Genomic DNA, 24,043 nt, shown 5'->3' with positions numbered 1-24,043 from the left:
CGCACCACGTTAGCCGCTGCGCAGGCGCTAACGTCGGGCCGTACCGGGCGAACCGGCCGTGGAGGGGCACCGTGGGCATCGAGAGCGACCAGTTGGTCTACGACTATCTGAGCCGGGTCGGCGATCTGGCCCAGCAGCGGCAGCTGCCGGCGAGCGACCGGATGCGGCTGGTGTCCACCCTCCGCAACGAGATCGACCGCCGTCGCGCCACGCACGGCGAGCAGAGCCCGGCGGCGGTACGGGGAATCCTCGGCGCGCTGGGGACGCCGGACGAGGTGGTGGAACGGGCGGGCGGCTCGGGCGCGTCGCCGAAGGAGCCACGGGACGCGGCACCGGCACGGGCGCCGAAGCCGGGCGGGAGTCCGAGCGCGGGTCAGGGCGGGAGTCCGAGCGCGGGTCAGGGCGGGAAGCCGCGTGTGGGCCCGCACGGGGAGCCGGGCGGGAAGCCCGTGCCCGAGCCCCGACGCGGGGAGCGAGTGGACCGCGGGGAGCGGCGCACCGGGTGGATCCCGGGCGGCCGCCGCTCCCGGGAGGGGAAGGCGCCCGAAGCGCCGTCCGGACCGGCCCCGGCTCCTCCGGGTGCCGACGCGGTCGGCCCGCTCGACCTGTCGGGCCTGGCCGGAGCCGACCACGGCACGGACGGGGACTGGTGGCAGGTCGACGCCGCCGCGGGTCTCCCGGGGTTCGTGGGCGGGGTCGAGCGGCCGGACCTCTTCAGGGAGCCGGTCGCCGAGGAGGACGCGGAACGGGCGGGAGCGAAGGACGGGGCGGACGATGCGGACGCGGCCGGTCCGGCCGCCGGGAGGCGCCGCCGTCTCGCGCGGGTCCTGCGCCGCGGGCGGGCGGCGCCCGGAGCCCCGCCGGTGGCGGACGGGGAGCCCGCGGCGGCCCCGGCGGCGCGGCTCCGCCTCACCAGCCCCTTCGTCCTGCTCGCCGCGCTCCTGCTGCTCGGCGGGGCGCTCTTCGGCTCGCTCGTCGCCCTGGCCGCGGGCTGGCTCATCGCGTACGCCTCACGCCGACTGACCCCCGGCGAGGTCAAGGGCGCCGTCCTGGTGATCCCGGGTCTCGCCGCCGCGTCGGGCGTCGGCTGGCTGTGGGGCCGGGTGGAGGGCCGCTGGGGTGAGCCGGTCGCGGCGGGCGGCGAGGCGATGGGCGCGGCGGTCGCGGAGACCTGGCCGTGGGTCCTCCGGGGCGCGGCGGTCGCGTCGGCCCTGTTCCTGCTCTGGCGCACCCGGAGACACTGAGGGAGCCCCGGCTCCGTGTACGAGGCACGTACAGGGGGCACCCGGGCCGCGAGGCCCGCGGCGCGGTCCCCGAGAATGGCGGCATGACGACCTCCGCCACCCCGCCCCCGAACCCCGTGCCCCCGCTCACCGTCGGCTTCGACCTCGACCTGACGCTGATCGACACCCGTCCCGGCATCAAGGCCGCCTGGGAGGCGTTCTCGGCCGAGTCCGGCGTCGCCGTCGACGCGGACCTGGTCGTCAGCCGGCTCGGCCCGCCGCTCGAACACGAGATGGCGTACTGGGTCCCCGAGGACCGGGTGACCGAGATGGTGGCGCACTACCGCTCGCTCTACCCGGCGTACGCGATCGAGCCCTCGCCGCCGATGCCGGGCGCGCGGGACGCGATCCAGGCCGTGCGCGACGCGGGCGGCCGCACGATCGTCGTCACGGCGAAGAACGGCCCGCACGCCGCGCTGCACCTGGCCCACCTCGGCATCGAGCCCGACGCGCTCGTCGGGAGCCTGTGGGCCGAGGGCAAGGCGGAGGCCCTGCGCGCCCACGGCGCGCGGGTGTACGTCGGCGACCACGTCGGCGACGTGCGCGGCGCCGCCACGGCGGGCGCGCTCTCCGTGGCCGTCGCCACCGGCCCCTGCGCCCCCGCGGAACTCGCGGAGGCCGGCGCGGACGTGGTCCTCGCCGACCTGACGGACTTCCGTGCCTGGTGGGAGGGGTACCTGGCCTGAGGGGGGGCGTTATCCGGCCTGAACCGGCGAGGCCGAGGCCTCCCGCGCCTGCCGCCGCTGAGCCGCGATCGACCGCAGCACGCCGGCGGCGGCGACGGCGAATCCGACGCCCATCAGCATGGAGACGGTGTACGCGACCGTGGGGAACGGGTCGGTGCCCAGGAACAGCGGAGCCACGGTGACCAGCGTCGCCACCGCGCCGATGGCGAAGAGGACGACACCGGCCTTGACGAGCCCGTCACCCGGAGCGCTGTCGTTCGCCTGTGCGGCGGGGGTTTCACTACGCATCCGGCCAGGGTAGTTCCCAGGCCGAAGGAACACATCGGCGACGTCTTGTCACCGGCCTCCGGACGACTGGCCCCGTGGTCGACGGGTCGATCGGCCCCACTGCCCGTCGTGCCTCGGCGAGGACGACAGCAGACGTGCCTACCGGAGACGACAAGTGCATCACCTGGGCACACGGACAGCACTATCCTCGCGCCATGACACCCGGTCTGCGCTATCTGGCCTGTCTCCGCCTGTCCGCCGACTCCGACGGGTCCACGTCCATCGAGTGGCAGCGTGGCGTCATTCGCCACCACGTCAGCGCTCCCCATCTGGCCGGCGCTCTCGTCGGAGAGGCTGAGGACACCGACGTATCAGGCTCCATGAGCCCCTTCAAACGCCCCAGGCTCGGACGTTGGCTCACCTCACGAGCCGATGAGTTCGACGTGATCATCGCGGCGAAGATGGACAGGCTCACCCGTCGCTCCATGCATTTCAACGAACTGTTGGAGTGGGCGCAGCAGCACGGGAAGTACATCGTCTGCGTGGAAGAGGGGTTCGACCTCTCCACCCCGCAGGGAAAGATGATGGCCCGGATGACGGCCGTCTTCGCCGAGGCCGAGTGGGACACGATCCAGGCCCGCGTCCTCAACGGCGTACAGAGCCGCTTGGAGAACCGTTCGTGGCTGACAGGCGCTCCGCCCACCGGCTACACCATCACGACGGTGGAGGGTGGCAGGCGGAAGGTTCTGAAGATCGACCAGGCGTTCCACCCCTACGTCGAAGAGATCTTCCAGCGTGTCCGCGAGGGGCAGTCCACTCACCGCATCGCGCGTGACTTCAACTCCCGAGGCGTACTCACCTGGGGTGACCACCTGCGAAAGGTGAAGGGGGAGGAGGTGCGGGGGACTCAGTGGCAGTCCACCATCATCAACAAGTTCATCCGTTCTTCCTGGGTTCCGGGAATCTACACGTACAAGGGTCAAGCGGTCCTGAGTGACGACGGAGAAATCGTCATTCTCCCGGAAGAGCCGTTGGCGACCATGGATGAGTGGACGGATCTGGTGGACCGGATCGCTGTCGCCCCCAAGCCGGAAGGGGTGAACAGTCGTGCGCGCGCCAAGAGCCTCCTCTCCGGTGTCGCGCGATGTGGTGCATGTGATTCTGCGGTGACCTCTCTGATGGGATCCGGGCACACCAGGAAAGACGGAACGAAGGTCCCCGGTCACAGGTACTACCGCTGCTCCAACAAGTTCAAGGGCGGTGCCTGCTCCGCCGGTCTCTACGTCCGTGCGGACGTGCTCGACACCTGGGTCGAGCAGGAGGTCCTGGCGAGCATCGGCACCTGGGACGTGTACGAGAGGGCGGGCGTGGGTCCTTCTCAGGCGCGGGAACTCCAGTCGGCCAAGGCGCGCCTGGAGAAACTGGAAGCCGACTTCCTGGCGGGCGAATACGACGGAGAAGGTCAGGAGACATCCTACCGCCGTATGCACAAGGGACTGTCGGCAAAGGTGGCTCTCCTGGAGAGGCATGAAGCGGAGAGGGGCAGCCCTGCCATCAAGGCGACGGGCATGAAGTACGGGGAAGTCTGGAAGAGCAAGGGGCAGGAAGACCGCAGGGAGTTTCTGCGCACCTATGGGGTGAGGCTCTGGGCTTGGGACAAGGGGGCCGAGGGAGGTGAAAGGGGAATGGTCATGGACCTGGGGGATATTCGGGCGATGGCCGATGAGCTTTCCCTTTTCCGTCCCGAAGGGAAGAGTGGGGCGGCGCGCATGGTCATCAGCCACAACGTTCCCGAGGAATACCGTCGGAAGGTGCTGGCGATCCTCGGTCAAGGCGCCCCGGCGACCGCGTGAACGGGGCCCGGACCTCGACCGGCCGCAAGGAGTCGATACGTGAACGCGGCCGCCGCGGTGTTCCTGTGGCGTGAGCCGGGGAGCAGCGGTCCGGGAAGAGACGTCTACGCCCACCGTGCGCACGTCCATCGGGTGCAGGAGGACGGGACCGCCTTCCGGCTCCTGGCGCGCATCGACGTAAGGCGTCTGACCTCTCCGGGCGCGGACCGGCGTGGGGCTCTCTGACGGAGATCCGGTCACGCCGCTGCGCGCCCTTTGTCCTGCCTGGACAGGGCCCTCCTCCGCCCCGGGTGCGGGGTTAACCCCCCCTGTCTCTGGGGACAGCCTCGGTAAGGTGTTCCAGGGCATTTCTACGGGCGCCCAGGAGTGTCCGGGACCGACAGAGGGAGCGTGTGCTTTGCCGACTGGCAAGGTCAAATGGTTCAACAGTGAGAAGGGCTTCGGCTTTCTCTCCCGTGACGACGGCGGCGACGTCTTCGTCCACTCGTCGGTGCTCCCTGCCGGAGTCGACGCACTGAAGCCGGGGCAGCGGGTCGAGTTCGGCGTCGTCGCGGGCCAGCGCGGCGACCAGGCACTGTCCGTGGTGATCCTCGACCCGACGCCGTCCGTGGCCGCGGCGCAGCGCCGCAAGCCCGACGAACTGGCGTCCATCGTGCAGGACCTGACGACGCTCCTGGAGAACATCACGCCGATGCTGGAGCGCGGCCGCTACCCCGACAAGGCGCAGGGCGCCAAGATCGCGGGTCTGCTGCGCGCGGTCGCGGACCAGCTGGACGTCTGACCGGCGGCGGCCCCGGTCACGGGAAGGCGAGCGAGTCCGGGCCGAGGGGCGGTACGAGTCCCTCGGCCGCGGCGCGGGTGAGCAGCCCGCGGACCGCCGCGTAGCCGTGCTCGCCGAGGTCGGCGGTGAACTCGTTCACGTAGAGCCCGATGTGCTGGTCGGCGACCTTCGGGTCCATCTCCTGGGCGTGCTCCATGACGTACGGGCGGGACACCGCCGGGTCGTCCCAGGCCATCCGCACCGACGTGCGGGCCGCGTCGGCGAGCCGCCGCAGGGTCTCCGTGCCGAGGGAGCGGCGGGCGACGATCGCGCCGAGCGGGATCGGCAGCCCGGTCGTGGACTCCCAGTGCTCGCCCATGTCGGCGAGGCGGTGCAGCCCGTAGTCCTGGTACGTGAAGCGGGCCTCGTGGATGACGAGTCCGGCGTCGACCTTGCCGTCGCGCACGGCGGGCATGATCTCGTGGAACGGCATCACGACGACCCCGCCGACGCCGCCGGGCACCTCCTCGGCCGCCCAGAGCCGGAACAGCAGGTACGCGGTCGAGCGCTCGCTCGGCACCGCGACGGTCTTCCCCGCGAGGTCGGCGCCGGTCGCGTCCTCGCGGGTGAGGACGAGCGGCCCGCAGCCGCGGCCGAGGGCGCCGCCGCAGGGCAGCAGCGCGTACTCGTCGAGGATCCACGGCAGCACGGCGTACGACACCTTGAGGACGTCGTGGCTGTCGGTGCCGCTCTCGGCCCAGCCGTTCGTGACGTCGATGTCGGCGAAGGTGACGTCGAGCGGCGGGGCGTCCGGGACGCGGCCGTGGGCCCAGGCGTCGAAGACGAAGGTGTCGTTCGGGCAGGGCGAGTAGGCGATCTTCAGCTTCGTCACGAGGGCTCCAGCTCCAGGAAGACGGTCTTGCCGAGCAGCTCGAAGGTGTGCCGGAGCGCCTCCAGGGCCTCGCCGATGCGCCAGGCGGCGCGGTCGCGGGGGCCCACGGCGTTCGACACGGCCCGGATCTCGACGACGGGCACGGCGTATCCGGCGGCGGCCTCGGCGACGCCGAAGCCCTCCATCGCCTCGGCGGCCGCTCCGGGCCGGAGTCCGGCCAGCTCGGCGGCGCGGCCCGCGGTGCCGGTGACGGTGGAGACGGTGAGGACCGGTGCGACGGTGTGCGGCCGGCCGGCGGCGGCCAGGGCGGCGGCGATCCGGCCGGTCAGGGCCTCCGGCACGGGATGGACGGACCGCCCGAAGCCGAGCTCGTCGACGGTCAGGTACCCGTCGGGGGTCTGGGCGCCGAGGTCCGCGGCGACGACGGCCGACGAGACGACGACGGAGCCGAGGGGCGCGAGGGGCTGGAACCCGCCGGCGATCCCGGCGGAGACGACGAGGTCGTACGGGTCCCCGGAGCCCGACGGCCCGGGCGGGTCGGTGAGCGCGCTGTACGCGAGCGCGGTCCCGGTGGAGGCGGCGACGGCGGCGGGCCCGACCCCGCCGACGAGGACGTCGACGCGGAGACGGCCGCCGGGGGAGCCCGTGGAGCCGTCGCCCGGGGAGCCCGGGGAGCCCGGGGAACCCGCGGAGCCCGGGGAGCCCGCGGGGGCGTCGCCGGGGGAGTCCGCGTGGCGGCGCAGGACGAGGCCCCCCGGCAGCGGGATCAGCTCGGCGCCGCCGAGGCCGAGGCCGGCGGAGACGGAGTCCGCCTCCGCCGCCACGGCCGTCACGATCAGGATCCGGTGGACCACCGGAGGATCAGGATTCCTTCTTCAGCTGGAAGTGCCAGATGCCGGTCAGCTTCTTGCCGGTGTTCTCGACGATGGTCACCTGGGAGTTGTCGGTGGCCTCGCCGGTCTGGCTGGAGAAGAAGGCGCTGGCCGGGATGGTCCGGTACGTCTTCTTGTACGGCTCGGGCTCGGCCTGCTGGCCGCCGAGGAAGATCGTCCAGCCGTTGTCCGCGATCTCGGGGTCGACCCCGAAGCGGATCTTGTCGTCCATCGCGACGGTGATGGACTTCTCGGCCTTCTTGTTGAGGCACTGCTGGATCTGCGACTCCTTGATGGCCTCGCCGTCGTTGTAGCAGGCGGCCTCGGAGTGGATCGAGTCGGACCCGACCGTCACGGTCGCGATCGGAGTCGGCTTGTCGCAGGCGGAGAGAACGAGGAGCCCGGCGGAGACGGCCCCGAGGGCGACGGCGGCCCGGCGGCGCGAGCCGGAGAAGAACGCAACGGTCATGAGCCGAAGGCTATCGGGCCGTCGCGCCCGCGCCACGCGGGGGTACGGCGTGCCGCCGTCCGGTACCGGAACGAGGACGCCGCGGACGGCCCCGCCGGGGCGGCCCGGCGGCTGCCCGGCCGGATTCCCCGGCGGGCGGGAGCGGGCGGGCGGGTCGCACGAGGCCCGCGCCCGTCGGCGGCCGACGGGCCGTGCCCGCGGCGGCGGGTGGCCCGGCGGGCGGGCGGGCGGGGCTGATGGGTCGCGTCGAGCCCGCGCCGACTGACGAGCCGCGCCGAGCCCGCGACGGCTGACGGGCCGTGCCCGCGATGGCTGACGAGCCGCGCCGTGCCCGCGATGGCTGACGGGCCGTCCCCGCGGCGGTCGGTGGGCCGGTCGGCGCGCGGGGAGTCGGCGCGGCGTGCCTACGCCACCCGCGCCTTCGAGCGGCCCTTCGAGCCCGGTCTGCGTCGGGCCTCCGAGAGCAGGCCCCGTACGGCGAGCAGTGCACCGGTCGCCAGGATCGCGGCCGCCACGGCCATGCCCAGGGCTCCGTTCAGGGGCAGGGCGATGCCGATCGCGCCGCCCACCACCCACGCCATCTGCAGCGCCGTCTCGGAGCGCGCGAACGCCGAGGTCCGGACGACCTCCGGGACGTCCCGCTGGATCAGCGCGTCGAGGGACAGCTTCGACAGGGCCTGGGTGAGGCCCGCGACCGCCCCCAGGACGGCCACCATCACCCCGCCGAAGAAGATCGCCGTACAGATCGCCGTGGTGCAGACCACGGTGATCATCGTGGCGATGATCACCTCCGGCCCGTGCCCCCGGTCGCGCAGGAGCGAGCCCATCGCCGTGCCGCAGGCGTTGCCCACGCCCGCCGCCACGCCCACGATCCCCAGCGAGACGGCGGCGCTCTGCCCCGACAGCGGGTGGTCGCGCAGCAGGAACGCCAGGAAGAAGATCAGGAAACCCGACAGCATCCGCTGCGCCGCGTTGGCCTGGAGGCCGTGCAGCACCGACGGGCCCACCGTCCGCAGGCTGGGCTTCCGCTCCCCGTGCGTCAGCAGGTGCGCCCGCCGCTCGCCCTTCGCGGAGTCCACCTTCGGCGGCATCCGCAGCGCCCAGAAGGTCCCGAGCAGGAACAGCGCGCACGCCCCGTACAGCGGATAGCGGGGCCCCAGCATCTGGAGCCCCGCCCCGACGGGCGCGGCGATGCCGGTCGCGAGCAGCCCGGCCAGGGTGACCCGGGAGTTCGCCTTCACCAGGGAGAAGTTCGGTGGCAGCAGCCGGGGCACGACGGCGCTGCGCACCACCCCGTACGCCTTGGACGCCACCAGCACGCCCAGCGCCGCCGGGTACAGCTCCAGGCCGCCGGTCGCCACGGCCCCCGACATCATGATCGCGAGGACGGCGCGGGTCAGCATCGCGCCCGCCATCGCCGCCCGCCGCCCGTGCGGGATCCGGTCCAGGAGCGGACCGATCACGGGGGCGAGGAGCGTGAAGGGGGCCATGGTGACGGCGAGGTAGAGCGCGACCCGGCCGCGCGCCTCGTCGGTGGGGACGGAGAAGAAGACGGTGGAGGCGAGGGCGACGGTGATCATGACGTCCCCGGCGCCGTTCACGGCGTGGAGCTCGATCAGCTTCCCGAGCCCCGACTCGCCCGCGCCGTGCGCGTGGGTGGCCTTCCGGATCCCCTTCGCGGTCCCGGTGAACGGCAGGTGCAGGGCACGGCCGACCGCCCGGCCCGCTCGGCGGAGCGGCCCGGCATGATCTTCGGATCGTGCGGGGGACCGTGCGGCTGCCACTCCGTCATAGTGCCCCACAGACGGGCCTGACGAACCGTGGCGCGGCGGTGGAGGCCGTATCGGGCGATGCGGAGGAGGCGTGGCGAGGAGGTCGGGGGAACGGCGCGCGAAGGCGGGGTGAGGGGTGCGTGAGGAGTCGGTGACCGGCGTGGCGACGGGCGTCGTGCCGGGGATTCGCCGCCCTGTCCGAACCGCTCCGCCGCCTCTCCGGGGCCTCCGGGAGGGCCCTCCGGCCTCCCCGCCGGCGTCCGCGATCCGGGCCACTTGGGGCGGGCAGGTGGGCTGCGGCCCGCGAACGGGGTAGCGTGCGTAGCGCGCCACCGGCGGAAGCTCTCGGCCGCGCGCCTCTTCGGCATCCCGCAGAATGGATGGCGATAGGTGTGCCCGAGACACGCGAGACAGGTCGGGTGCGCGGACGTCGATGCGGCCCACAGGTCCGCTCCGCCCGCCGCCCGTGGCTTCGCTCCCGCCCCTCGGCCGGCGCACCCGTGAGACGGCGTAGGAGATGAGCGAGACCTGTGAGTGCTGCGACGACGCGAAGCGGTACCCCGCGTACCCCGCGAGCCACGCGTATCCCCGACCGCCTGTGTGCCGAGGCCGTAGAGCTCGCGCGGGAGGCCGCCGAGGAGGCGGCCGCCCCCGGGATCGTCGGTGCGCACGTCGAGGTGGTCGCCGAGGGTGACCGTGTCGTCACCCACTACTTCGAGTCGAAGGAGCCCGGCTACCGGGGCTGGCGCTGGGCGGTGACGGTCACCCGGGCCTCCCGCGCCAAGAACGTCACGCTTGACGAAACCGTCCTGCTGCCCGGCTCCGACGCGCTCCTCGCCCCCGAGTGGGTGCCCTGGAGCGAGCGGCTGCGCCCCGGCGACATGGGTCCCGGCGACCTCCTGCCGACCGAGGCGGACGACCTGCGCCTGGAGCCCGGCTACTCCGGCGAGGACGCGCCGCCGCCGAACTCCGTGGTCTCGGAGGAGCTGGCGGACCACCTCGACGCCGAGGACGCGGAGATCGTCACCCGCACCCCCTCGCGGGGAGCCATCGCCGCCGTCGCCGACGAGCTCGGCATGCGCCGGGCCAGGGTCCTCTCCCGCTACGGGCTCCACATGGCCGCGGACCGCTGGGAGGAGTCCTTCGGCGCCCGGACGCCGATGGCCCAGGCCGCTCCGGCCACCTGCCGGTCCTGCGCGTTCCTGGTGCCGGTCGCCGGCTCCCTGAAGCAGGCCTTCGGCGTCTGCGCCAACGAGTTCTCCCCGGCGGACGGGCGGGTCGTGTCCCTCTCGTACGGCTGCGGAGGCCACTCGGAGGCCGCGATCATGCCGAAGCCGCCGCGGCCCGCGCCGCCCGTGCTCGACTCGATGGGGGCCGACGCGTTCCCGCTGCGTCCCGCGAAGGACTCCGGCTCGACGACCGAACCCGACGCGACGTCGGAGGACCTGGGCCACTCATAAGGGTCTCGTCCCTCCAGGGCGCCGTCGGCGGGTGAGCCCGCCCGGCGCCGTACGTCTCCGCGCGTGCTCCCGCGCGCCCCGGCGCCCGACGTGCCCCGGCGGCGGGGGAGGGGCGGGGCACGGTACGTTCGGGCCCCGGTGCCAACGCCCCGGCCCCGGCAGTATCACCGCCCCGCAGAGTGGAGTCAGACGTGAGCGTCAGCGTCCGGACGACGACCGACGGAACCGATCCCTTCGGCACCGCCCGGCTGCGGCGAGGTGTGCTCGACGCCTGGGGCGCGTCCCCCGCCCGCTTCCGGGAGGACGCCAACGCCGAGGAGGACCTCGCCCTCGGCGGCTACCGCGACCGCCTCGTCGTCGAACTCGCCCAGAACGCCGCCGACGCGGCGCACCGCGCCGGCGTCCCCGGCCGCCTCCGGCTCACCCTGCACCCCGCGGACCACGAGGGCCCCGCCGTCCTCGCCGCCGCCAACACCGGCGCCCCCCTGGACGCCGCCGGGGCCGAGTCCCTGTCGACGCTCCGGGCCTCCGCCAAGCGCGAGCAGCAGGCGCACGGCGCCGTCGGCCGGTTCGGCGTCGGATTCGCCGCCGTCCTCGCCGTCACCGACGAGCCCGCCGTCCTCGGCCGCCACGGCGGCGTCCGCTGGTCCCTCCCCGAGGCCCGCGAGCTCGCCGCCGAGTCCGCCCGGTACAGCCCCGGCCTCGGAGACGAACTGCGCCGCCGGGACGGCCACGTCCCCCTCCTGCGGCTCCCGCTGCCCGCCGAGGGCACCGCCCCCGACGGCTACGACACCGTCGTCGTCCTCCCGCTCCGCGACTCCGCGGCCCAGGACCTCGCCGAACGCCTCCTCGGCTCCGTCGACGACGCGCTCCTCCTCACCCTTCCGGGGCTCGCCGAGATCGTCGTGGAGACCCCGGAAGGAGTACGCACCCTCAGCCGCTCCGAGGACGACGGATACGTACGGATCGTCGACTCCGCCACCGGCACCCACCGCTGGCGGACCGTCACCCACGGCGGTCCCCTCGACGCCGAACTCCTCAAGGACCGCCCGGTCGAGGAGCGCCTGCGCCCCCACTGGTCCGTCACCTGGGCCGTACCCGTGGACCCGGAGGGAGCCCCGCGCTATCCGCGGACCACTCCGGTCGTGCACGCGCCCACCCCCACCGACGAACCCCTCGGCATCCCCGCGCTCCTCATCGCCTCGCTGCCCCTGGACACCGCACGACGGCACCCGGCGCCCGGCCGGCTCACCGACTTCCTGGTGCAGCGGGCGGCCGACGCGTACGCCGAACTCCTCGCCGAGTGGCAGCCGGTGACCACCGCCACGCTCGACCTCGTCCCCGGCCCGCTCGGCAAGGGCCCCCTCGACGGGGCGCTGCGCGAGGCGATCCTGGACCGGCTGCCGCGCGTCGCGTTCCTGGCGCCGGCCGCGCCCACCGAGGAACTCCCCGCGCTCCGCCCGATCGAGGCCGAGGTCGCGGAGGGCGCGGGCGCGGACACCGTGGACGTCCTGGCCGAGGTGTTCCCGACGCTGCTCCCCGCCGGTCTGGAGCGCCGGCCCGAGCTGCGGACCCTCGGCGTCGGCCGCGTGCCGCTGACCGAGGCGATCGACCGGCTCGCCGGGGTGGACCGCGCCCCGACGTGGTGGTGGCGCCTGTACAACTCCCTCGCGGGCGTGGACCCGGACCGCCTGTCGGGCCTCCCGGTCCCGCTCGCCGAGGGCGCCGAAGGGGCCCGCGTCCGGACGGCCGTCGGCCCCCGCCAGGTCCTCCTGCCCCAGGACCGGACCCCCGCCGAGCTGACCCGGCTCGGTCTGAAGGTGGCGCACCCCGAGGCCGCCCACCCGCTCCTGGAGAAGCTGGGCGCCCTGCCGGCCACGCCCCGCGCGGTCCTGACGACCCCGCAGGTGCGGGCGGCGGTCGCGGCCTCCCTCGACGCGGGCGAGATCTGGGACGAGGACGGGGACGCCCTGGACGCGGACGAGCTCGCCGAGACCGTCCTCGCCCTGGTCAGGGACGCCGAGCTCGACCCGGGCGAGGAGCCCTGGCTGGGCGCGCTGGCGCTGCCCGACGAGGACGGCGAACTCTCCCCGGCGGGCGAGCTGGTGATGCCGGGCTCGGCGTTCGCCGCCGTGATGCGCGAGGACGAACTGGCCTACGTCGACGCCGAGCTGGCCTCCCGCTGGGGTGAGCAGCCGCTGGCCGCGTGCGGCGTCCTCGCCACCTTCGCGCTGGTCCGGGCGACCGACCTGCTGCTCGACCCGGACGAGGTCGAGCCGCGCGAGGGCGACTACCCGGAGCCGGACGACGCGGGGCTGCTCGACGCGGTCGACGTGTGGTGCGAGGACGTCCTGGACCGGCTGCCGGAGACCCCGGTGCCGCCGGTCGCGACGGAGATCGTGGCCGTGCGGGACCTCGACCTGGTCGACGACGACGCGTGGCCGCGGGCGCTGGCCCTCCTGGCGCAGCCGCCGCTGCGCGACGCCCTCACCCAGCCCGTGCGGATCCTCCTGCCGGACGGGACGACGGAGACGGTCCGCTCGTACACGGCGTGGTGGCTGCGCGACCACCCGGTCCTGGACGGCCGCCGCCCGGCGGGCCTGCGGGCGGAGGGCTCCGACCCCCTCCTCGCCGGCCTGTACGACTCCGCCGACGCGACCGGCTTCGAGGACGAGCAGGTCCTGCGGGCCCTGGGCGTCCGCACGTCGGTGGCGGCGCTGCTCGACGAGCCCGGCGGGGCGGCGGAACTCCTGGCGCGCCTGGCGGACCCGGCCCGGGAGGTCACGGACGCCCAGCTCCACGCGCTGTACACGGCGCTCGCGGACCTGGACCCGGAGCAGGTGACGCTGCCGGACGAGCTGCGCGCGGTGCTGGACGGCGAGGTGGTCGTGGTGGACGCGGCGGAGGCGATGGTGGCGGACGCGCCGGACCTGCTGCCGCTGACGGCCGGGGTGCCGCTGCTGCCGGTGTCGCCGGCGCGGGCGGCGGACCTGGCGGAGCTGTTCCAGGTGCGGCGGCTGAGCGAGGCGGTGGAGGCCGAGGTGGCGACGGTGGGCGAGGAGCACGAGGTGCCGGAGCCGGTCCGGATCCTGTTGGGCCCGACGACCCCCGCCTCGTACGTCGAGCACGAGGAGCTCAGGGCGGCGGACACGGAGCTCGACTGGCGCCGCACGGCGGACGGCGTCGTCCACGCCTCCACCCTGGAGGGCGTGGCGGCGGGCCTGGCCTGGTCGGCGGGCCAGTGGCCCCGCCGCTTCGAGGTGGCGGCCCTGCTGGAGGACCCGTCGAGGACCCCGGAGCTGGCCAGGGACCGCTGGTTCGACTGAGGGGTCACGCGGTGAGGCCCTGCCGTGCCGGGCTCTTCCGGAGGGCCCGGTGGGCGAGGCCGAGGAGGAAGGCGTTGATCAGCGCGGAGAGGGCCAGCGCCGTGTAGTGGTACGCGGTCGCCCAGCCCGAGAGGCCGGTCAGCAGGTCGGGGAGAAGCAGGATCGGGCTGCTGGGCGCGGTGGCGAGGGCGTACCAGAAGTCCGCGAAGGCCCGGCCCTCGGTCCACGGGCTGACCAGCAGGGGGAGCGACGCCACGAGCGCCAGGTAGCCCAGGGAGAGGGGGTTGGCGAACGTGAGCCGGGCGACTGCGCGGGGGCGGCTGTCTCGCATGGGTGGATTCCTCCTGCACGGTTCGGTCGCGCCGTGTCGGCGCGGGTCCCATCGTGCGGCGCACCGCGGCCTGTCCACCTGAGTAGGGCTACTCAAACCGGGGTGAGCGCGTGTACGTCCCGGCCCTGGGCCGCCGATCCGCCGGACGGCCTACGCCGGGAACCTCCGGTCCACCCAGCGCCAGGCGATCTCCAGGAGCAGGCCGCCCGCCGCCGCGATGGCGACCGCCGTCCACGGGAGGGTCACGCCCACCAGCTTCAGGGCGAAGAAGTCCTGGAGCCAGGGGACGACGAGGACCAGGAGGAACGCGCCGCCCATGGTGGCGACCAGGGTGAGGCGCCACCACGTGTACGGGCGGGCGATGATCGCCAGGACCCACATCGAGACCAGGAACAGGGTCAGCGTCGCCGCGCTCGTCTCGGCCTCCAGGGCGCCCTCGCCGCTGTAGTGGTGGCGCGCCAGGAGGTACGTCGTGAACGTGGCCGCCCCCGCGATCACCCCGCTCGGGATCGCGTACCGCATCACCCGGCGGACGAAGTTCGGCCGCGCTCGTTCCTTGTTGGGGGCGAGCGCCAGGAAGAAGGCCGGGACGCCGATCGTCAGGGTCGACAGCAGGGTCAGGTGGCGGGGGAGGAAGGGGTACTCCACCTGCGAGCAGACCACCAGGACCGCCAGGAGGACCGAGTAGACCGTCTTCGTCAGGAAGAGGGTCGCCACGCGCGTGATGTTGCCGATGACCCGGCGGCCCTCCGCCACCACCGACGGGAGGGTCGCGAAGCTGTTGTTCAGCAGGACGATCTGGGCCACGGCCCGCGTCGCCTCCGAGCCCGAGCCCATCGACACCCCGATGTCCGCGTCCTTGAGCGCCAGGACGTCGTTCACGCCGTCGCCGGTCATCGCGACCGTGTGACCGCGGGACTGGAGCGCCGCCACCATGTCCCGCTTCTGCTGGGGCGTGACCCGGCCGAAGACCGCGTTCTCGTCGAGGACCTTCGCCATCTCCTCCCGGTCCTCCGGGAGCGTGCGGGCGTCCACCGTGTTCCCCGCGCCCGGCATGTCGAGCTTCCCGGCCACCGCGCCCACGGAGACCGCGTTGTCGCCGGAGATGACCTTCGTGGCGACGTGCTGGTCGGCGAAGTAGGAGAGGGTGTCGGCGGCGTCCGGGCGCAGGCGCTGCTCCAGGACGACCAGGGCGGTGGGGCGGGCGCCGGTCGCGACGTCGGGGGAGTCGAGGCCGTTCGCCGTACGGGCCAGGAGCAGGACCCTCAGGCCCTGTTCGTTGAGGTGGTCGATCTCCGTGAGCGTGGGGTCCCCGGCGGGCAGGAGGACGTCGGGGGCGCCCAGCAGCCAGGCCGAGTCCTGGCCGTCGCCCTCGCTGAAGGCCGCCCCGCTGTACTTCCGTGCCGAGGAGAACGGCAGCGCCTCCGTGCACCGCCACTCCACGGTGTCGGGGTAGGCGTCGATGATGGCCTGGAGAGAGGCGTTCGGCCGGGGGTCGGACTCCCCGAGGGCGCCGAGGACCTTGCGTACGTAGGCCTCGTCGGCGCCGTCGAGGGTGCGGAGTTCCGTGACGTCCATGCCGCCCTCGGTCAGCGTGCCCGTCTTGTCCAGGCAGACGACGTCCACGCGGGCGAGGCCCTCGATCGCCGGCAGCTCCTGTACGAGGCACTGCTTGCGCCCGAGGCGTACGACTCCGATCGCGAAGGCGACCGAGGTGAGCAGGACCAGTCCCTCGGGGATCATCGGGACGATGCCGCCGACGGTGCGGGCGACGGCGTCCTTGAAGTTGTCGTCCTTGACGACGAGCTGGCTGATGATGAGCCCGATGGCGGTCGGGACCATCATCCAGGTCACGTACTTGAGGATCGTCGAGATGCCCGTGCGCAGTTCGGAGTGGACGAGCGTGAAGCGGGAGGCCTCTTCGGCGAGCTGGGCCGCGTAGGCCTCGCGGCCGACCTTGGTGGCGGTGAACGCGCCGCCGCCGGCGACGACGAACGAGCCCGACATCATCCGGTCGCCGGGCTTCTTCACCACCGGGTCGGCCTCGCCGGTGAGCAGCGACTCGTCGATCTCCAGGCTGTCGGCCTCGGCGACCTCGCCGTCGACGACGACCTTGTCGCCGGGGCCGAGCTCGATGAGGTCGCCGAGGACGATCTCGGAGGTGGAGAGTTCGGCGGCGACGCCGTCGCGCCGGACGGTGGGTTTCGCCTCGCCGATGACGGCGAGGCCGTCGAGGGTCTTCTTGGCGCGGAGTTCCTGGATGATGCCGATGCCGGTGTTGGCGACGATCACGAAGCCGAAGAGGCTGTCCTGGATCGGCGCGACGAAGAGCATGATCACCCAGAGCACGCCGATGATCGCGTTGAAGCGGGTGAAGACGTTGGCGCGGACGATGTCCGCGGCCGAGCGGGAGCTGCGGACGGGGACGTCGTTGACCTCGCCGCGGGCGACGCGCTCGGCGACCTCGGCGGAGGTGAGTCCGGCGGGACGGTGGACAACGGGCGGCCCCACCGCCTCGGCCTCGCCGCCGTCGGTGTCGATCTTCGCCCGCTGAGTCATGTTTTCGACGGTACGACCGGAATCGACCGTTCACCTGCCGAGAAGGGCGAAGATCAGACCGGGGGAGGAGGGGAATCGTCCCCCGGTGCCATGCCGGCGGGCGCGACCCGGGCCCCTGGGCCTACTCGGCTCCCCGGGCCCCCTCGGGGCCCGCCTCCGCCGCGCGGGCCGCCGCGTGCCGCTTGATCGCCGCGTCGCGCTTGCGCACGTACCAGATGCCGATCAGGCCGAGTCCGGCGCCGGCGAGGCAGGTCCACACCCACCAGGTCAGGTCCCGGTCGTCGAACCAGCCGTAGAACGGGACCTGGACGAGGAAGAGGACGAACCACAGGATCGTTCCGCCGGTGATCGTGGCGACGACCGGCCCTTCGAGGGGCTCGGGTGCCTCGTGCTTCGGTGTCCACTTCGCCATGGAGGTCAGTCTAGGTGGCGGGAAATCGTATCTACGCGCGGAGATAGACGCTCGCTCGTTCATGTGTTCATACTGAAACGGTTTGCCTCTGGCGGGTTTCCTTCGTATGAACCGCCAAACGGACATCTCCCGAAGAGGAACCCACCCCATGAGCACCACGGCCACCGCCAAGGCCATGCCCCCCGAGCCCTCCGCTCCCCAGGAGCCGACCTCGGGCCTCGACCGCTACTTCAAGATCTCCGAGCGCGGCTCGACCGTCGCCCGCGAGGTCCGCGGCGGCTTCGCCACCTTCTTCGCGATGGCCTACATCATCGTGCTGAACCCGATCATCCTCGGCAGCGCGAAGGACATGTACGGCCACCAGCTCGACGGCGGCCAGCTCGTCACGGCCACCGTCCTGACCGCGGCGTTCTCGACGCTCCTCATGGGCGTCATCGGCAACGTCCCGATCGCCCTCGCCGCCGGCCTCGGCGTCAACACGGTCGTGGCGCTCCAGCTCGCGCCGAGGATGTCCTGGCCGGACGCCATGGGCATGGTCGTCCTCGCGGGCGTCGTCGTGATGCTGCTCGTCGCCACCGGTCTGCGCGAGCGCGTGATGAACGCGGTCCCGGTCGGCCTGCGCAAGGGCATCGCGATCGGCATCGGCCTCTTCATCATGCTGATCGGCCTCGTCGACTCGGGCTTCGTCTCCCGCATCCCCGACGCCGCGCACACCACCGTCCCGCTCCAGCTCGGCGGCGACGGCCACCTCACCGGCTGGCCGGTGCTCGTCTTCATCCTGGGCACGCTCCTCACCCTCGCGCTGATCATCCGCAAGGTGCCGGGCGCGATCCTCATCTCGATCGTCGTCATGACGATCGTGGCGATGGTGATCAACGCGGTCGCGACCGTCCCGTCCTGGGGCCTCACCACCCCGGAGTGGCCCGGCAACCCGGTCGCCTCGCCCGACTTCGGCCTGGTCGGCGAGGTCAGCCTCTTCGGCGGCTTCGACAAGGTCGGCTACCTGACCGGCGTGCTGTTCGTCTTCACCGTCCTGCTGTCCTGCTTCTTCGACGCCATGGGCACGATCCTCGGCGTCGGCGACGAGGCCAAGCTGATCGACAAGGACGGCAACTTCCCCGGCATCAACAAGGTCCTGCTGGTGGACGGCCTGGCCGTCGCCTCCGGCGGTGCGACCTCCTCGTCGGCCACCACCTGCTTCGTGGAGTCCACGGCGGGTGTCGGCGAGGGTGCCCGTACCGGCCTCGCCTCGGTCGTCACCGGCGGTCTGTTCTCGGTGGCGCTGTTCCTCACGCCGCTGGCCACGATGGTCCCGTCCCAGGCGGCCACGCCCGCGCTGCTCGCGGTCGGCTTCCTGATCCTGGCCGGTTCGATCAAGGACATCGACTGGAGCGACCACACCATCGCGGTGCCGGCGTTCCTGGCCATGGTGATGATGCCGTTCACGTACTCGATCACGAACGGCATCGGCATCGGCTTCATCGCGTTCAGCGTGCTGCGGCTCGCGGCGGGCCGGGGCCGGGAGGTCCCGGTGGCCATGTACGTCGTGTCGGCGGTCTTCGTCTTCTACTACGCGATGCCGGCGCTCGGCCTCACGTGATCGCGGGGGGTGTCGGCGGCCGCCCCGGCCGCCGGTTCCCCGTCCCCTTCCCCGTAGAACCTCTCCGTCTCGTCGACGGCGGTCTTGAACCGCTCGTCGAAATCCTCGCGAATGAGCGTCCGGACGACATAGTCCTGGACGCTCATTCCTCTTTTCGCGGCGTGACTCCTGAGCCGGTCGAGCAGCTCACCGTCGATGCGCAGGCTGAGCACTGTCGATCCCATGCCGTTCAGGGTCGGGGCAGTCGGGGCTCCTTTGCGTCACTTTCTGGATCCGACTCACTCGTTTGGGTGATACATGGATGCGGAAGCGTGATCTGTGCTCATGCGGTTCACGCGCGGGCGCAGAAACGGGTGGGCAAGTGGCGCGGGCGTACCCGCGCGACGGGTGGGTCGCGCGGGTGGGGGCGTACGCGTGTGATCCGCGCGACGTCAGCGTGCTCCCGTTGGTATTTAGACAGAGTAATGAGTTAGGCTAACAAACATGCCTGACCTGTCCCACGGCACAGCCGACGACGCCGCGGCCGTGAACGCGCTCCGCTCCTCCGTCATGCGACTGGGCCGACGCCTCAAGCACCAGCGCGTCGACGAGTCGCTGAGCCCCACCGAGATGTCGGTGCTCGGCACCCTGTCGCTCTGCGGCTCCGCCACACCCGGCGAGCTGGCCCGCAAGGAGCACGTCCAGCCGCCGTCGATGACCCGCATCGTCGCGCTGCTCGAGGCCAAGGGACTGGTCCGGCTGGAGCCGCACCCCGACGACCGCCGGCAGAAGGTGGTCAGCCAGACCGAGCAGGCCGAAGCCATGCTCGAAGAGTCCCGCCGCAAGCGGAACGCCTGGCTGGCCTCCCTCGCCGAGGGCCTGGACGAGGACGAGTGGGCCAAGCTGCGCGCGGCCGCCCCGGTCCTGGAGAAGCTCGCCCACCTCAGCCCCTCTCCCCGGGGGTAGCTCCCCCGGGATCCCCCATCCGACGCGCCAAGGAGGCGACGCACTTTGAGTACGGGACCCGGAGCAGACTCCGCACCCGTCCACAAACCCACCCTCGACACCCGCGGGCGGGGGGAAACCTTCTCCTCGCTCAGGATCCGCAACTACCGGCTGTTCTTCACCGGCGCCATCGTCTCCAACACCGGTACGTGGATGGCCCGCATCACCCAGGACTGGCTGGTCCTGAGCCTCACCGGCTCGGCCGCCGCCGTCGGCATCACCACGGCCCTGCAGTTCCTGCCGATGCTGCTCTTCGGCCTCTACGGCGGAGTCATCGCCGACCGCTACCCGAAGCGGCGCCTCCTGCTCGTCAGCCAGGCGGCCCTCGGCCTCTGCGGCATCGCCCTCGCCGTCCTCACCCTCTCCGGCCACATCCAGGTCTGGCACGTCTACCTCATCGCCTTCCTCCTCGGCATGGTGACCGTCGTCGACAACCCGGCCCGGCAGTCCTTCGTCTCCGAGATGGTCGGCCCCGACCGCCTCCGCAACGCCGTCTCCCTCAACTCGGCGAACTTCCAGTCCGCGCGGCTCGTCGGCCCCGCCGTCGCCGGTGTCCTCATCGCCGGCGTCGGCAGCGGCTGGGCGTTCCTCCTCAACGGACTGTTCTTCCTCGCCCCCCTCACCAGCCTGCTGCTCATGCGGCCGGGCGAGCTCCACAAGGTGGAGCGCGCCCCGCGCGGCAAGGGCCAGCTGAGAGAGGGCCTGCGGTACGTGGCCGGGCGTCCGGACCTGATCTGGCCGATCGTCCTCGTCGGCTTCGTCGGCACCTTCGGGTTCAACTTCCCGATCTGGCTCACCGCCTTCTCCGGCGAGGTCTTCCACGTCGGCGCGGGCGCGTACGGCCTCCTCAACACCCTCATGGCGGCCGGCTCGCTCGTGGGCGCCCTCGCGGCGGCCCGCCGCGGTTCGACCCGGCTGCGGATGCTGGTGATCGCGGCGGCGGTCTTCGGCGCCCTGGAGATCGCCGCGGCGCTGTCGCCGGCGTTCTGGCTGTTCGCGCTGCTGCTCGTCCCGATCGGCATGATCGGCCTCACGGTCAACATCACCGCGAACTCGGCCGTCCAGCTCGCCACGGACCCCGCGATGCGGGGCCGGGTGATGAGCCTCTACATGATGGTCTTCGCCGGGGGCACGCCGATCGGCGCGCCGCTCCTCGGCTGGGTCACCGACACGTACGGAGCCCGCGTCGGCTTCGCGACCGGCGGTGTGATCTCGCTGGCGGCGGCGGTCGTCATCGGCCTGATCCTGGCGAAGGTCGGCGACCTGAAGATGGCCTTCGGCTGGCGCCACGGGCACCCGCAGGTCCGCTTCGTGGCCCGCGAACGCCTGGCGACGGCGGCCTGACCGACGTCCCGAGGGGGCGGGGACCGGGGGCACACCCCCCGGTCCCCGCCCCCTCGCGCGACCCGCGCCGCCCCGGAGCGGCGGGTCCTCAGACCCGGCGTTCCAGGATCTGGCCCGCCCAGTCGCCGACCAGGAACGTGTCCGTCGAGGTGAAGCCCTGGCCCTCGTAGTACGCGATCAGCCGGCCCTCGCTGCCCGCGAAGCAGTCCACCCGCAGCAGGGACACCCCCTGCCGCCGGGTCTCCTCCACCGCGTGCGCGAGCAGCGCCGCCCCCACCCCGTGCCCGTGGAACCGCGCGTCGGTCGCGAGCAGCCGCACGTACACCTCGGGCTCGTCCACCCGGGGCACGTGCTTGCCCGGGTGCGGGGTCAGCGTCATCGTCCCCGCCGGTACGCCGTCGATCTCGGCGATCCACGGGTCGCCCTCGCCCATCGTGTCCTCGACCTGCCGCACCGCCTTGGGCCGTGCCGAGAACGACTCGGTGCCCCACTGCGCGGTGATTCCCTTGCCGTTGAGCCAGACCACGGCGCTGTCGAGGACGCCGAGTATCGCGGGGAGGTCCTCCGCCCCGCCCTTCCTGATGGAGATCTTCATGCCGCAGAGGCTAACGGCTGCCACACTCGCCCCATGAGGCTCTTCGCCGCGGTCCTGCCGCCGCCCGGCCGGCAGGACGAGCTCGGACACGCCGTCGACCGTCTGCACCGGCTGCCCGGCGCGGACGGCCTGCGCTGGACCTCGCGGCCCGGCTGGCACCTCACGCTCGCCTTCATGGGCGAGGTCGACGAGGAGCTGCTGCCCGAGCTGCGCGTCCGGCTCGCGCGCGCCGCACACCGCACCCCGCCCTTCCCGCTCCGGATCCACGGGGGCGGGCACTTCGGGCGGCGGGCCCTGTGGGCCGGGGTCGCCGGGGACCTGGACGAGCTGCGGCTGCTGGCCGAGCGGGCCGACGCCGCCGCTCGCCGGGCCGGGGTCCCCATGGAGGAGCACCGCCGCTACCAGGCGCACCTGACGCTGGCCCGGCCGCGCCGGGACGAGGTGGACCTGCGTCCCTTCCTCGCCGAGCTCGGCACCTTCGAGGGCACCCGCTGGGAGGTGGGCGAGCTGGTCCTGGTGCGGTCGAACCTCCCGGTGAGCGGGGTGCGGGGAGAACAGCCGCGGTACGAGAGGGTCGACGGCTGGCCCCTTGCGGGGTCGGCGCGGCCGCCGGGTTAACCTCGAAGGGTGGACCCTAAGACCCGTAACCGCATCATGGCCGGCGTTCTCGTACTGATGTTCGCGATCATCGCGGTGGCATCGGTGGTCGGCCAGTAGGCCCCTCCCCACCCCGTGGGAACCCCCTTGCTTCGAGCGCACTCCAAGCAGTTGGCTTGTCGTTCATGGAGTACACGCAGCTCGGACGCACCGGACTCAAGGTCAGCCGACTCGTCCTCGGGACGATGAACTTCGGACCCCAGACGGACGAAGCCACCAGCCACGCCATCATGGACTCCGCGCTGGGCGCGGGGCTCAACTTCTTCGACACCGCCAACGTGTACGGCTGGGGTGAGAACAAGGGCAGGACCGAGGAGATCGTCGGTTCCTGGTTCGCGAAGGGCGACGGCCGCCGCGACCGCACGGTCCTCGCCACGAAGGTCTACGGGAACATGGGCGCCGACGGCGAGGCCTGGCCCAACCACGACAAGCTCTCGGCGGTGAACATCCGCCGCGCGGTCGAGGGCAGCCTCAAGCGCCTCGGCACGGACTACATCGACCTCTACCAGTTCCACCACATCGACCGCGCGACCCCCTTCGAGGAGATCTGGCAGGCGGTCGACGTCCTCATCCAGCAGGGCAAGATCCTCTACGCCGGCTCCTCCAACTTCCCCGGCTACAAGATCGCCCAGGCCAACGAGACCGCCGCCCGGCGCGGCTCGGTCGGCCTGGTCAGCGAGCAGTGCCTCTACAACCTCTTCGAGCGGCGCGCGGAGATGGAGGTCGTCCCGGCCGCGCAGGAGTACGGCCTCGGGGTCATCCCCTGGTCGCCGCTGCACGGCGGGCTGCTCGGCGGCGTCCTGAAGAAGGAGGCCGAGGGCAAGCGGCGCACGGAGGGCCGCGCGGCGGCCACCCTCGCCGACCCGGCGTCCCGCGCGCAGCTGCAGGCCTACGAGGACCTGCTCGACAAGCACGGCCTGCAGCCGGGCGAGACGGCCCTGGCGTGGCTGCTCACGCGGCCCGGCGTGACCGGCCCGATCGTCGGCCCGCGCACGCCCGAGCAGCTGGCCGGCGCGCTGCGCGCCCTGGAGCTGGAGCTGAGCGAGGAGGTCCTGGCGGGCCTCGACGAGATCTTCCCGGGCCCGGGCCCGTCCCCGGAGGCCTTCGCCTGGTGACGGGGTGACCCCGGACCCACCGGTCCCCCGGCGGCGCACCTCCACGCCGCCGGGGTGGACCGGCGCCGCCCGGGTGGACCCTGTGCCGCCTGAACCCGCCCGCTACCCCGCGTACGGGCCGCCCAGGCCCCAGGCCTGGTGCATCGCGTCGGCGAAGGCCGCCGCCAGTTTGTGCTCGCCCGAGGGGCCCGGGTGGGTGCCGTCGTAGGTGTCCCCGTCGAGCTCGTACGACTCCGTCACCGGGGCCAGCAGGAGCGGGGAGGCGGCCGTGTCCAGGTCGGCGACCGCCTTCGCGAGCAGCTCGTTGAAGCGCGCGCACTCCAGGGCGAAGGGGGCGTCGTACCCGGCGCGCACGTTCGGGATGACCGGCAGCAGGACGGCCCGGACGCGCGGGTTCGCGGCGCGGGCCGCCGCGACGAAGGCCCGGACGTTCTCCTCCGTCTGCCCGCTGTCGGTGTAGAAGCCGAGGTCGATCAGGCCGAGCGAGACCAGCAGGACGTCGGCGCCGGTCTCCGCCACCGTGTCGCCGATCACGGGTGCCATGTGCAGCCAGCCCTCGCCCCAGCCGGCGAGATGGCGCCGGGCGGCGGCGGGGAAGGCGGGGTCGGCGTACGCCTCGGAGGCCGGGGCGTCGGCGGCCGGGTCGTACAGCGAGGTGCGGGGACCGACGATCTCGTACCCGCCGGGCAGGGTGGACTCCAGGTGCCGCCACATGCGGTACCGCCAGGTCCAGTCGCCGGCGCGTCCGATGGTCATGCTGTCGCCGACGAACAGAAAACGCATGGTCATATCATCGCGGACGGCGT

22 protein-coding genes are annotated in these 24,043 nt (G+C 72.9%); 11 read left to right on the top strand and 11 right to left on the bottom strand.

The genetic code is table 11. From position 1 onward, the window contains the following. The first annotated feature begins 71 nt into the window (after positions 1 to 71). Together ACY0MR_RS16315 and ACY0MR_RS16310 are read left to right on the top strand one after the other, a co-directional pair. Positions 72 to 1,244, top strand: a complete 1,173-nt coding sequence (locus ACY0MR_RS16315) for a hypothetical protein (protein WP_473561342.1) — start codon at positions 72 to 74, stop codon at positions 1,242 to 1,244. Positions 1,245 to 1,327: 83 nt separating this feature from the next. After that, a complete protein-coding gene (locus ACY0MR_RS16310) occupies positions 1,328 to 1,969 on the top strand; it encodes an HAD family hydrolase (protein ID WP_388792455.1) in 642 nt (213 codons plus the stop codon). Positions 1,970 to 1,978: 9 nt separating this feature from the next. Here the strand turns inward: ACY0MR_RS16310 and ACY0MR_RS16305 are convergent, their stop codons facing one another. Further along, a complete protein-coding gene (locus ACY0MR_RS16305) occupies positions 1,979 to 2,257 on the bottom strand; it encodes a hypothetical protein (protein WP_361860714.1) in 279 nt (92 codons plus the stop codon). Positions 2,258 to 2,451: 194 nt separating this feature from the next. Here ACY0MR_RS16305 and ACY0MR_RS16300 point away from each other — a divergent pair, with 194 nt between their 5' ends. Continuing rightward, complete coding sequence (locus ACY0MR_RS16300) at positions 2,452 to 4,089, top strand: recombinase family protein (RefSeq protein ID WP_473561340.1); 1,638 nt, start codon at positions 2,452 to 2,454, stop codon at positions 4,087 to 4,089. Positions 4,090 to 4,486: 397 nt separating this feature from the next. After that, positions 4,487 to 4,870, top strand: coding sequence for a cold-shock protein (locus ACY0MR_RS16295; RefSeq protein ID WP_361860716.1), 384 nt, complete (start codon positions 4,487 to 4,489; stop codon positions 4,868 to 4,870). Positions 4,871 to 4,886: 16 nt separating this feature from the next. On the opposite strand, the gene ACY0MR_RS16290 is transcribed toward ACY0MR_RS16295, so the two are convergent. The 4 genes from ACY0MR_RS16290 to ACY0MR_RS16275 all read right to left on the bottom strand — a co-directional run bounded on the left by ACY0MR_RS16290 (position 4,887) and on the right by ACY0MR_RS16275 (position 8,866). After that, complete coding sequence (locus ACY0MR_RS16290) at positions 4,887 to 5,741, bottom strand: 1,4-dihydroxy-6-naphthoate synthase (RefSeq protein WP_404079588.1); 855 nt, start codon at positions 5,739 to 5,741, stop codon at positions 4,887 to 4,889. Then, entirely contained in the window at positions 5,738 to 6,595 is an 858-nt protein-coding gene (locus ACY0MR_RS16285; protein ID WP_473561337.1) for a futalosine hydrolase, read from the bottom strand. The genes ACY0MR_RS16290 and ACY0MR_RS16285 overlap by 4 nt, the downstream gene beginning before the upstream one ends. 7 nt (positions 6,596 to 6,602) lie before the next feature. Continuing rightward, positions 6,603 to 7,082: a hypothetical protein gene (locus ACY0MR_RS16280; RefSeq protein ID WP_055602994.1), complete on the bottom strand. Its 480-nt coding sequence runs from the start codon at positions 7,080 to 7,082 to the stop codon at positions 6,603 to 6,605. A gap of 404 nt (positions 7,083 to 7,486) precedes the next feature. Then, positions 7,487 to 8,866, bottom strand: a complete 1,380-nt coding sequence (locus ACY0MR_RS16275; RefSeq protein WP_473561335.1) for an MFS transporter — start codon at positions 8,864 to 8,866, stop codon at positions 7,487 to 7,489. A gap of 518 nt (positions 8,867 to 9,384) precedes the next feature. On the opposite strand from ACY0MR_RS16275, the gene ACY0MR_RS16270 reads away from it, so the two are divergent. Then, positions 9,385 to 10,314 carry a DUF3027 domain-containing protein gene (locus tag ACY0MR_RS16270; protein ID WP_361852823.1) on the top strand — a complete coding sequence of 310 codons (930 nt, stop codon included), beginning with the start codon at positions 9,385 to 9,387 and terminating at the stop codon, positions 10,312 to 10,314. Between the two features lie 179 nt (positions 10,315 to 10,493). Then, positions 10,494 to 13,640 (top strand): sacsin N-terminal ATP-binding-like domain-containing protein, encoded by a 3,147-nt coding sequence (locus ACY0MR_RS16265; RefSeq protein ID WP_473561333.1) that lies wholly within the window; start codon positions 10,494 to 10,496, stop codon positions 13,638 to 13,640. A gap of 4 nt (positions 13,641 to 13,644) precedes the next feature. Here the strand turns inward: ACY0MR_RS16265 and ACY0MR_RS16260 are convergent, their stop codons facing one another. From ACY0MR_RS16260 to ACY0MR_RS16250, 3 genes are all read right to left on the bottom strand, one after another. Next, positions 13,645 to 13,971: an SCO4225 family membrane protein gene (locus tag ACY0MR_RS16260; protein WP_388792466.1), complete on the bottom strand. Its 327-nt coding sequence runs from the start codon at positions 13,969 to 13,971 to the stop codon at positions 13,645 to 13,647. Positions 13,972 to 14,121: 150 nt separating this feature from the next. Next, the gene (locus ACY0MR_RS16255) at positions 14,122 to 16,530 is read right to left on the bottom strand and encodes an HAD-IC family P-type ATPase (protein WP_388792468.1); all 2,409 of its coding nucleotides are present in this window, start codon (positions 16,528 to 16,530) and stop codon (positions 14,122 to 14,124) included. Between the two features lie 121 nt (positions 16,531 to 16,651). Further along, a complete protein-coding gene (locus ACY0MR_RS16250; RefSeq protein ID WP_404079579.1) occupies positions 16,652 to 16,942 on the bottom strand; it encodes a DUF2530 domain-containing protein in 291 nt (96 codons plus the stop codon). 148 nt (positions 16,943 to 17,090) lie between these two features. On the opposite strand from ACY0MR_RS16250, the gene ACY0MR_RS16245 reads away from it, so the two are divergent. After that, positions 17,091 to 18,542: an NCS2 family permease gene (locus ACY0MR_RS16245; RefSeq protein ID WP_404079578.1), complete on the top strand. Its 1,452-nt coding sequence runs from the start codon at positions 17,091 to 17,093 to the stop codon at positions 18,540 to 18,542. Here the strand turns inward: ACY0MR_RS16245 and ACY0MR_RS16240 are convergent. Then, positions 18,512 to 18,766, bottom strand: coding sequence for a hypothetical protein (locus ACY0MR_RS16240; RefSeq protein ID WP_361852841.1), 255 nt, complete (start codon positions 18,764 to 18,766; stop codon positions 18,512 to 18,514). The two genes, ACY0MR_RS16245 and ACY0MR_RS16240, sit on opposite strands and share 31 nt — an antisense overlap. 259 nt (positions 18,767 to 19,025) lie before the next feature. Here ACY0MR_RS16240 and ACY0MR_RS16235 point away from each other — a divergent pair, with 259 nt between their 5' ends. Continuing rightward, positions 19,026 to 19,487 carry a MarR family winged helix-turn-helix transcriptional regulator gene (locus tag ACY0MR_RS16235; RefSeq protein WP_361852844.1) on the top strand — a complete coding sequence of 154 codons (462 nt, stop codon included), beginning with the start codon at positions 19,026 to 19,028 and terminating at the stop codon, positions 19,485 to 19,487. Between the two features lie 45 nt (positions 19,488 to 19,532). Continuing rightward, positions 19,533 to 20,870, top strand: coding sequence for an MFS transporter (locus ACY0MR_RS16230; RefSeq protein WP_388792473.1), 1,338 nt, complete (start codon positions 19,533 to 19,535; stop codon positions 20,868 to 20,870). An 88-nt stretch (positions 20,871 to 20,958) separates the two neighbouring features. Here the strand turns inward: ACY0MR_RS16230 and ACY0MR_RS16225 are convergent, their stop codons facing one another. Then, a complete protein-coding gene (locus tag ACY0MR_RS16225) occupies positions 20,959 to 21,465 on the bottom strand; it encodes a GNAT family N-acetyltransferase (protein WP_388792475.1) in 507 nt (168 codons plus the stop codon). A 33-nt stretch (positions 21,466 to 21,498) separates the two neighbouring features. Here ACY0MR_RS16225 and thpR point away from each other — a divergent pair, with 33 nt between their 5' ends. Both thpR and ACY0MR_RS16215 read left to right on the top strand, forming a co-directional pair. Further along, positions 21,499 to 22,083 carry an RNA 2',3'-cyclic phosphodiesterase gene (gene thpR, locus ACY0MR_RS16220; protein WP_473561328.1) on the top strand — a complete coding sequence of 195 codons (585 nt, stop codon included), beginning with the start codon at positions 21,499 to 21,501 and terminating at the stop codon, positions 22,081 to 22,083. A gap of 164 nt (positions 22,084 to 22,247) precedes the next feature. Further along, entirely contained in the window at positions 22,248 to 23,237 is a 990-nt protein-coding gene (locus ACY0MR_RS16215; RefSeq protein ID WP_473561326.1) for an aldo/keto reductase, read from the top strand. A gap of 102 nt (positions 23,238 to 23,339) precedes the next feature. On the opposite strand, the gene ACY0MR_RS16210 is transcribed toward ACY0MR_RS16215, so the two are convergent. Further along, a complete protein-coding gene (locus ACY0MR_RS16210; protein WP_388792479.1) occupies positions 23,340 to 24,020 on the bottom strand; it encodes a GDSL-type esterase/lipase family protein in 681 nt (226 codons plus the stop codon). Positions 24,021 to 24,043 lie beyond the last annotated feature (23 nt).

It is taken from the genome of Streptomyces sp. JN8 (assembly GCF_055808075.1).
Note: the sequence above shows the minus strand (reverse complement) of the source record. Positions and strands in the feature narration are given on the sequence as shown.

Coding starts and splice junctions, on each gene's coding strand:
- ACY0MR_RS16310 (WP_388792455.1), top strand. CDS start 1,328: ATGACGACCTCCGCCACCCCGCCCCCGAACCCCGTGCCCCCGCTCACC.
- ACY0MR_RS16305 (WP_361860714.1), bottom strand. CDS start 2,257: ATGCGTAGTGAAACCCCCGCCGCACAGGCGAACGACAGCGCTCCGGGT.
- ACY0MR_RS16300 (WP_473561340.1), top strand. CDS start 2,452: ATGACACCCGGTCTGCGCTATCTGGCCTGTCTCCGCCTGTCCGCCGAC.
- ACY0MR_RS16280 (WP_055602994.1), bottom strand. CDS start 7,082: ATGACCGTTGCGTTCTTCTCCGGCTCGCGCCGCCGGGCCGCCGTCGCC.
- ACY0MR_RS16260 (WP_388792466.1), bottom strand. CDS start 13,971: ATGCGAGACAGCCGCCCCCGCGCAGTCGCCCGGCTCACGTTCGCCAAC.
- ACY0MR_RS16255 (WP_388792468.1), bottom strand. CDS start 16,530: ATGACTCAGCGGGCGAAGATCGACACCGACGGCGGCGAGGCCGAGGCG.
- ACY0MR_RS16250 (WP_404079579.1), bottom strand. CDS start 16,942: ATGGCGAAGTGGACACCGAAGCACGAGGCACCCGAGCCCCTCGAAGGG.
- ACY0MR_RS16245 (WP_404079578.1), top strand. CDS start 17,091: ATGAGCACCACGGCCACCGCCAAGGCCATGCCCCCCGAGCCCTCCGCT.
- ACY0MR_RS16240 (WP_361852841.1), bottom strand. CDS start 18,766: ATGGGATCGACAGTGCTCAGCCTGCGCATCGACGGTGAGCTGCTCGAC.
- ACY0MR_RS16235 (WP_361852844.1), top strand. CDS start 19,026: ATGCCTGACCTGTCCCACGGCACAGCCGACGACGCCGCGGCCGTGAAC.
- ACY0MR_RS16225 (WP_388792475.1), bottom strand. CDS start 21,465: ATGAAGATCTCCATCAGGAAGGGCGGGGCGGAGGACCTCCCCGCGATA.
- thpR (WP_473561328.1), top strand. CDS start 21,499: ATGAGGCTCTTCGCCGCGGTCCTGCCGCCGCCCGGCCGGCAGGACGAG.
- ACY0MR_RS16215 (WP_473561326.1), top strand. CDS start 22,248: ATGGAGTACACGCAGCTCGGACGCACCGGACTCAAGGTCAGCCGACTC.
- ACY0MR_RS16210 (WP_388792479.1), bottom strand. CDS start 24,020: ATGCGTTTTCTGTTCGTCGGCGACAGCATGACCATCGGACGCGCCGGC.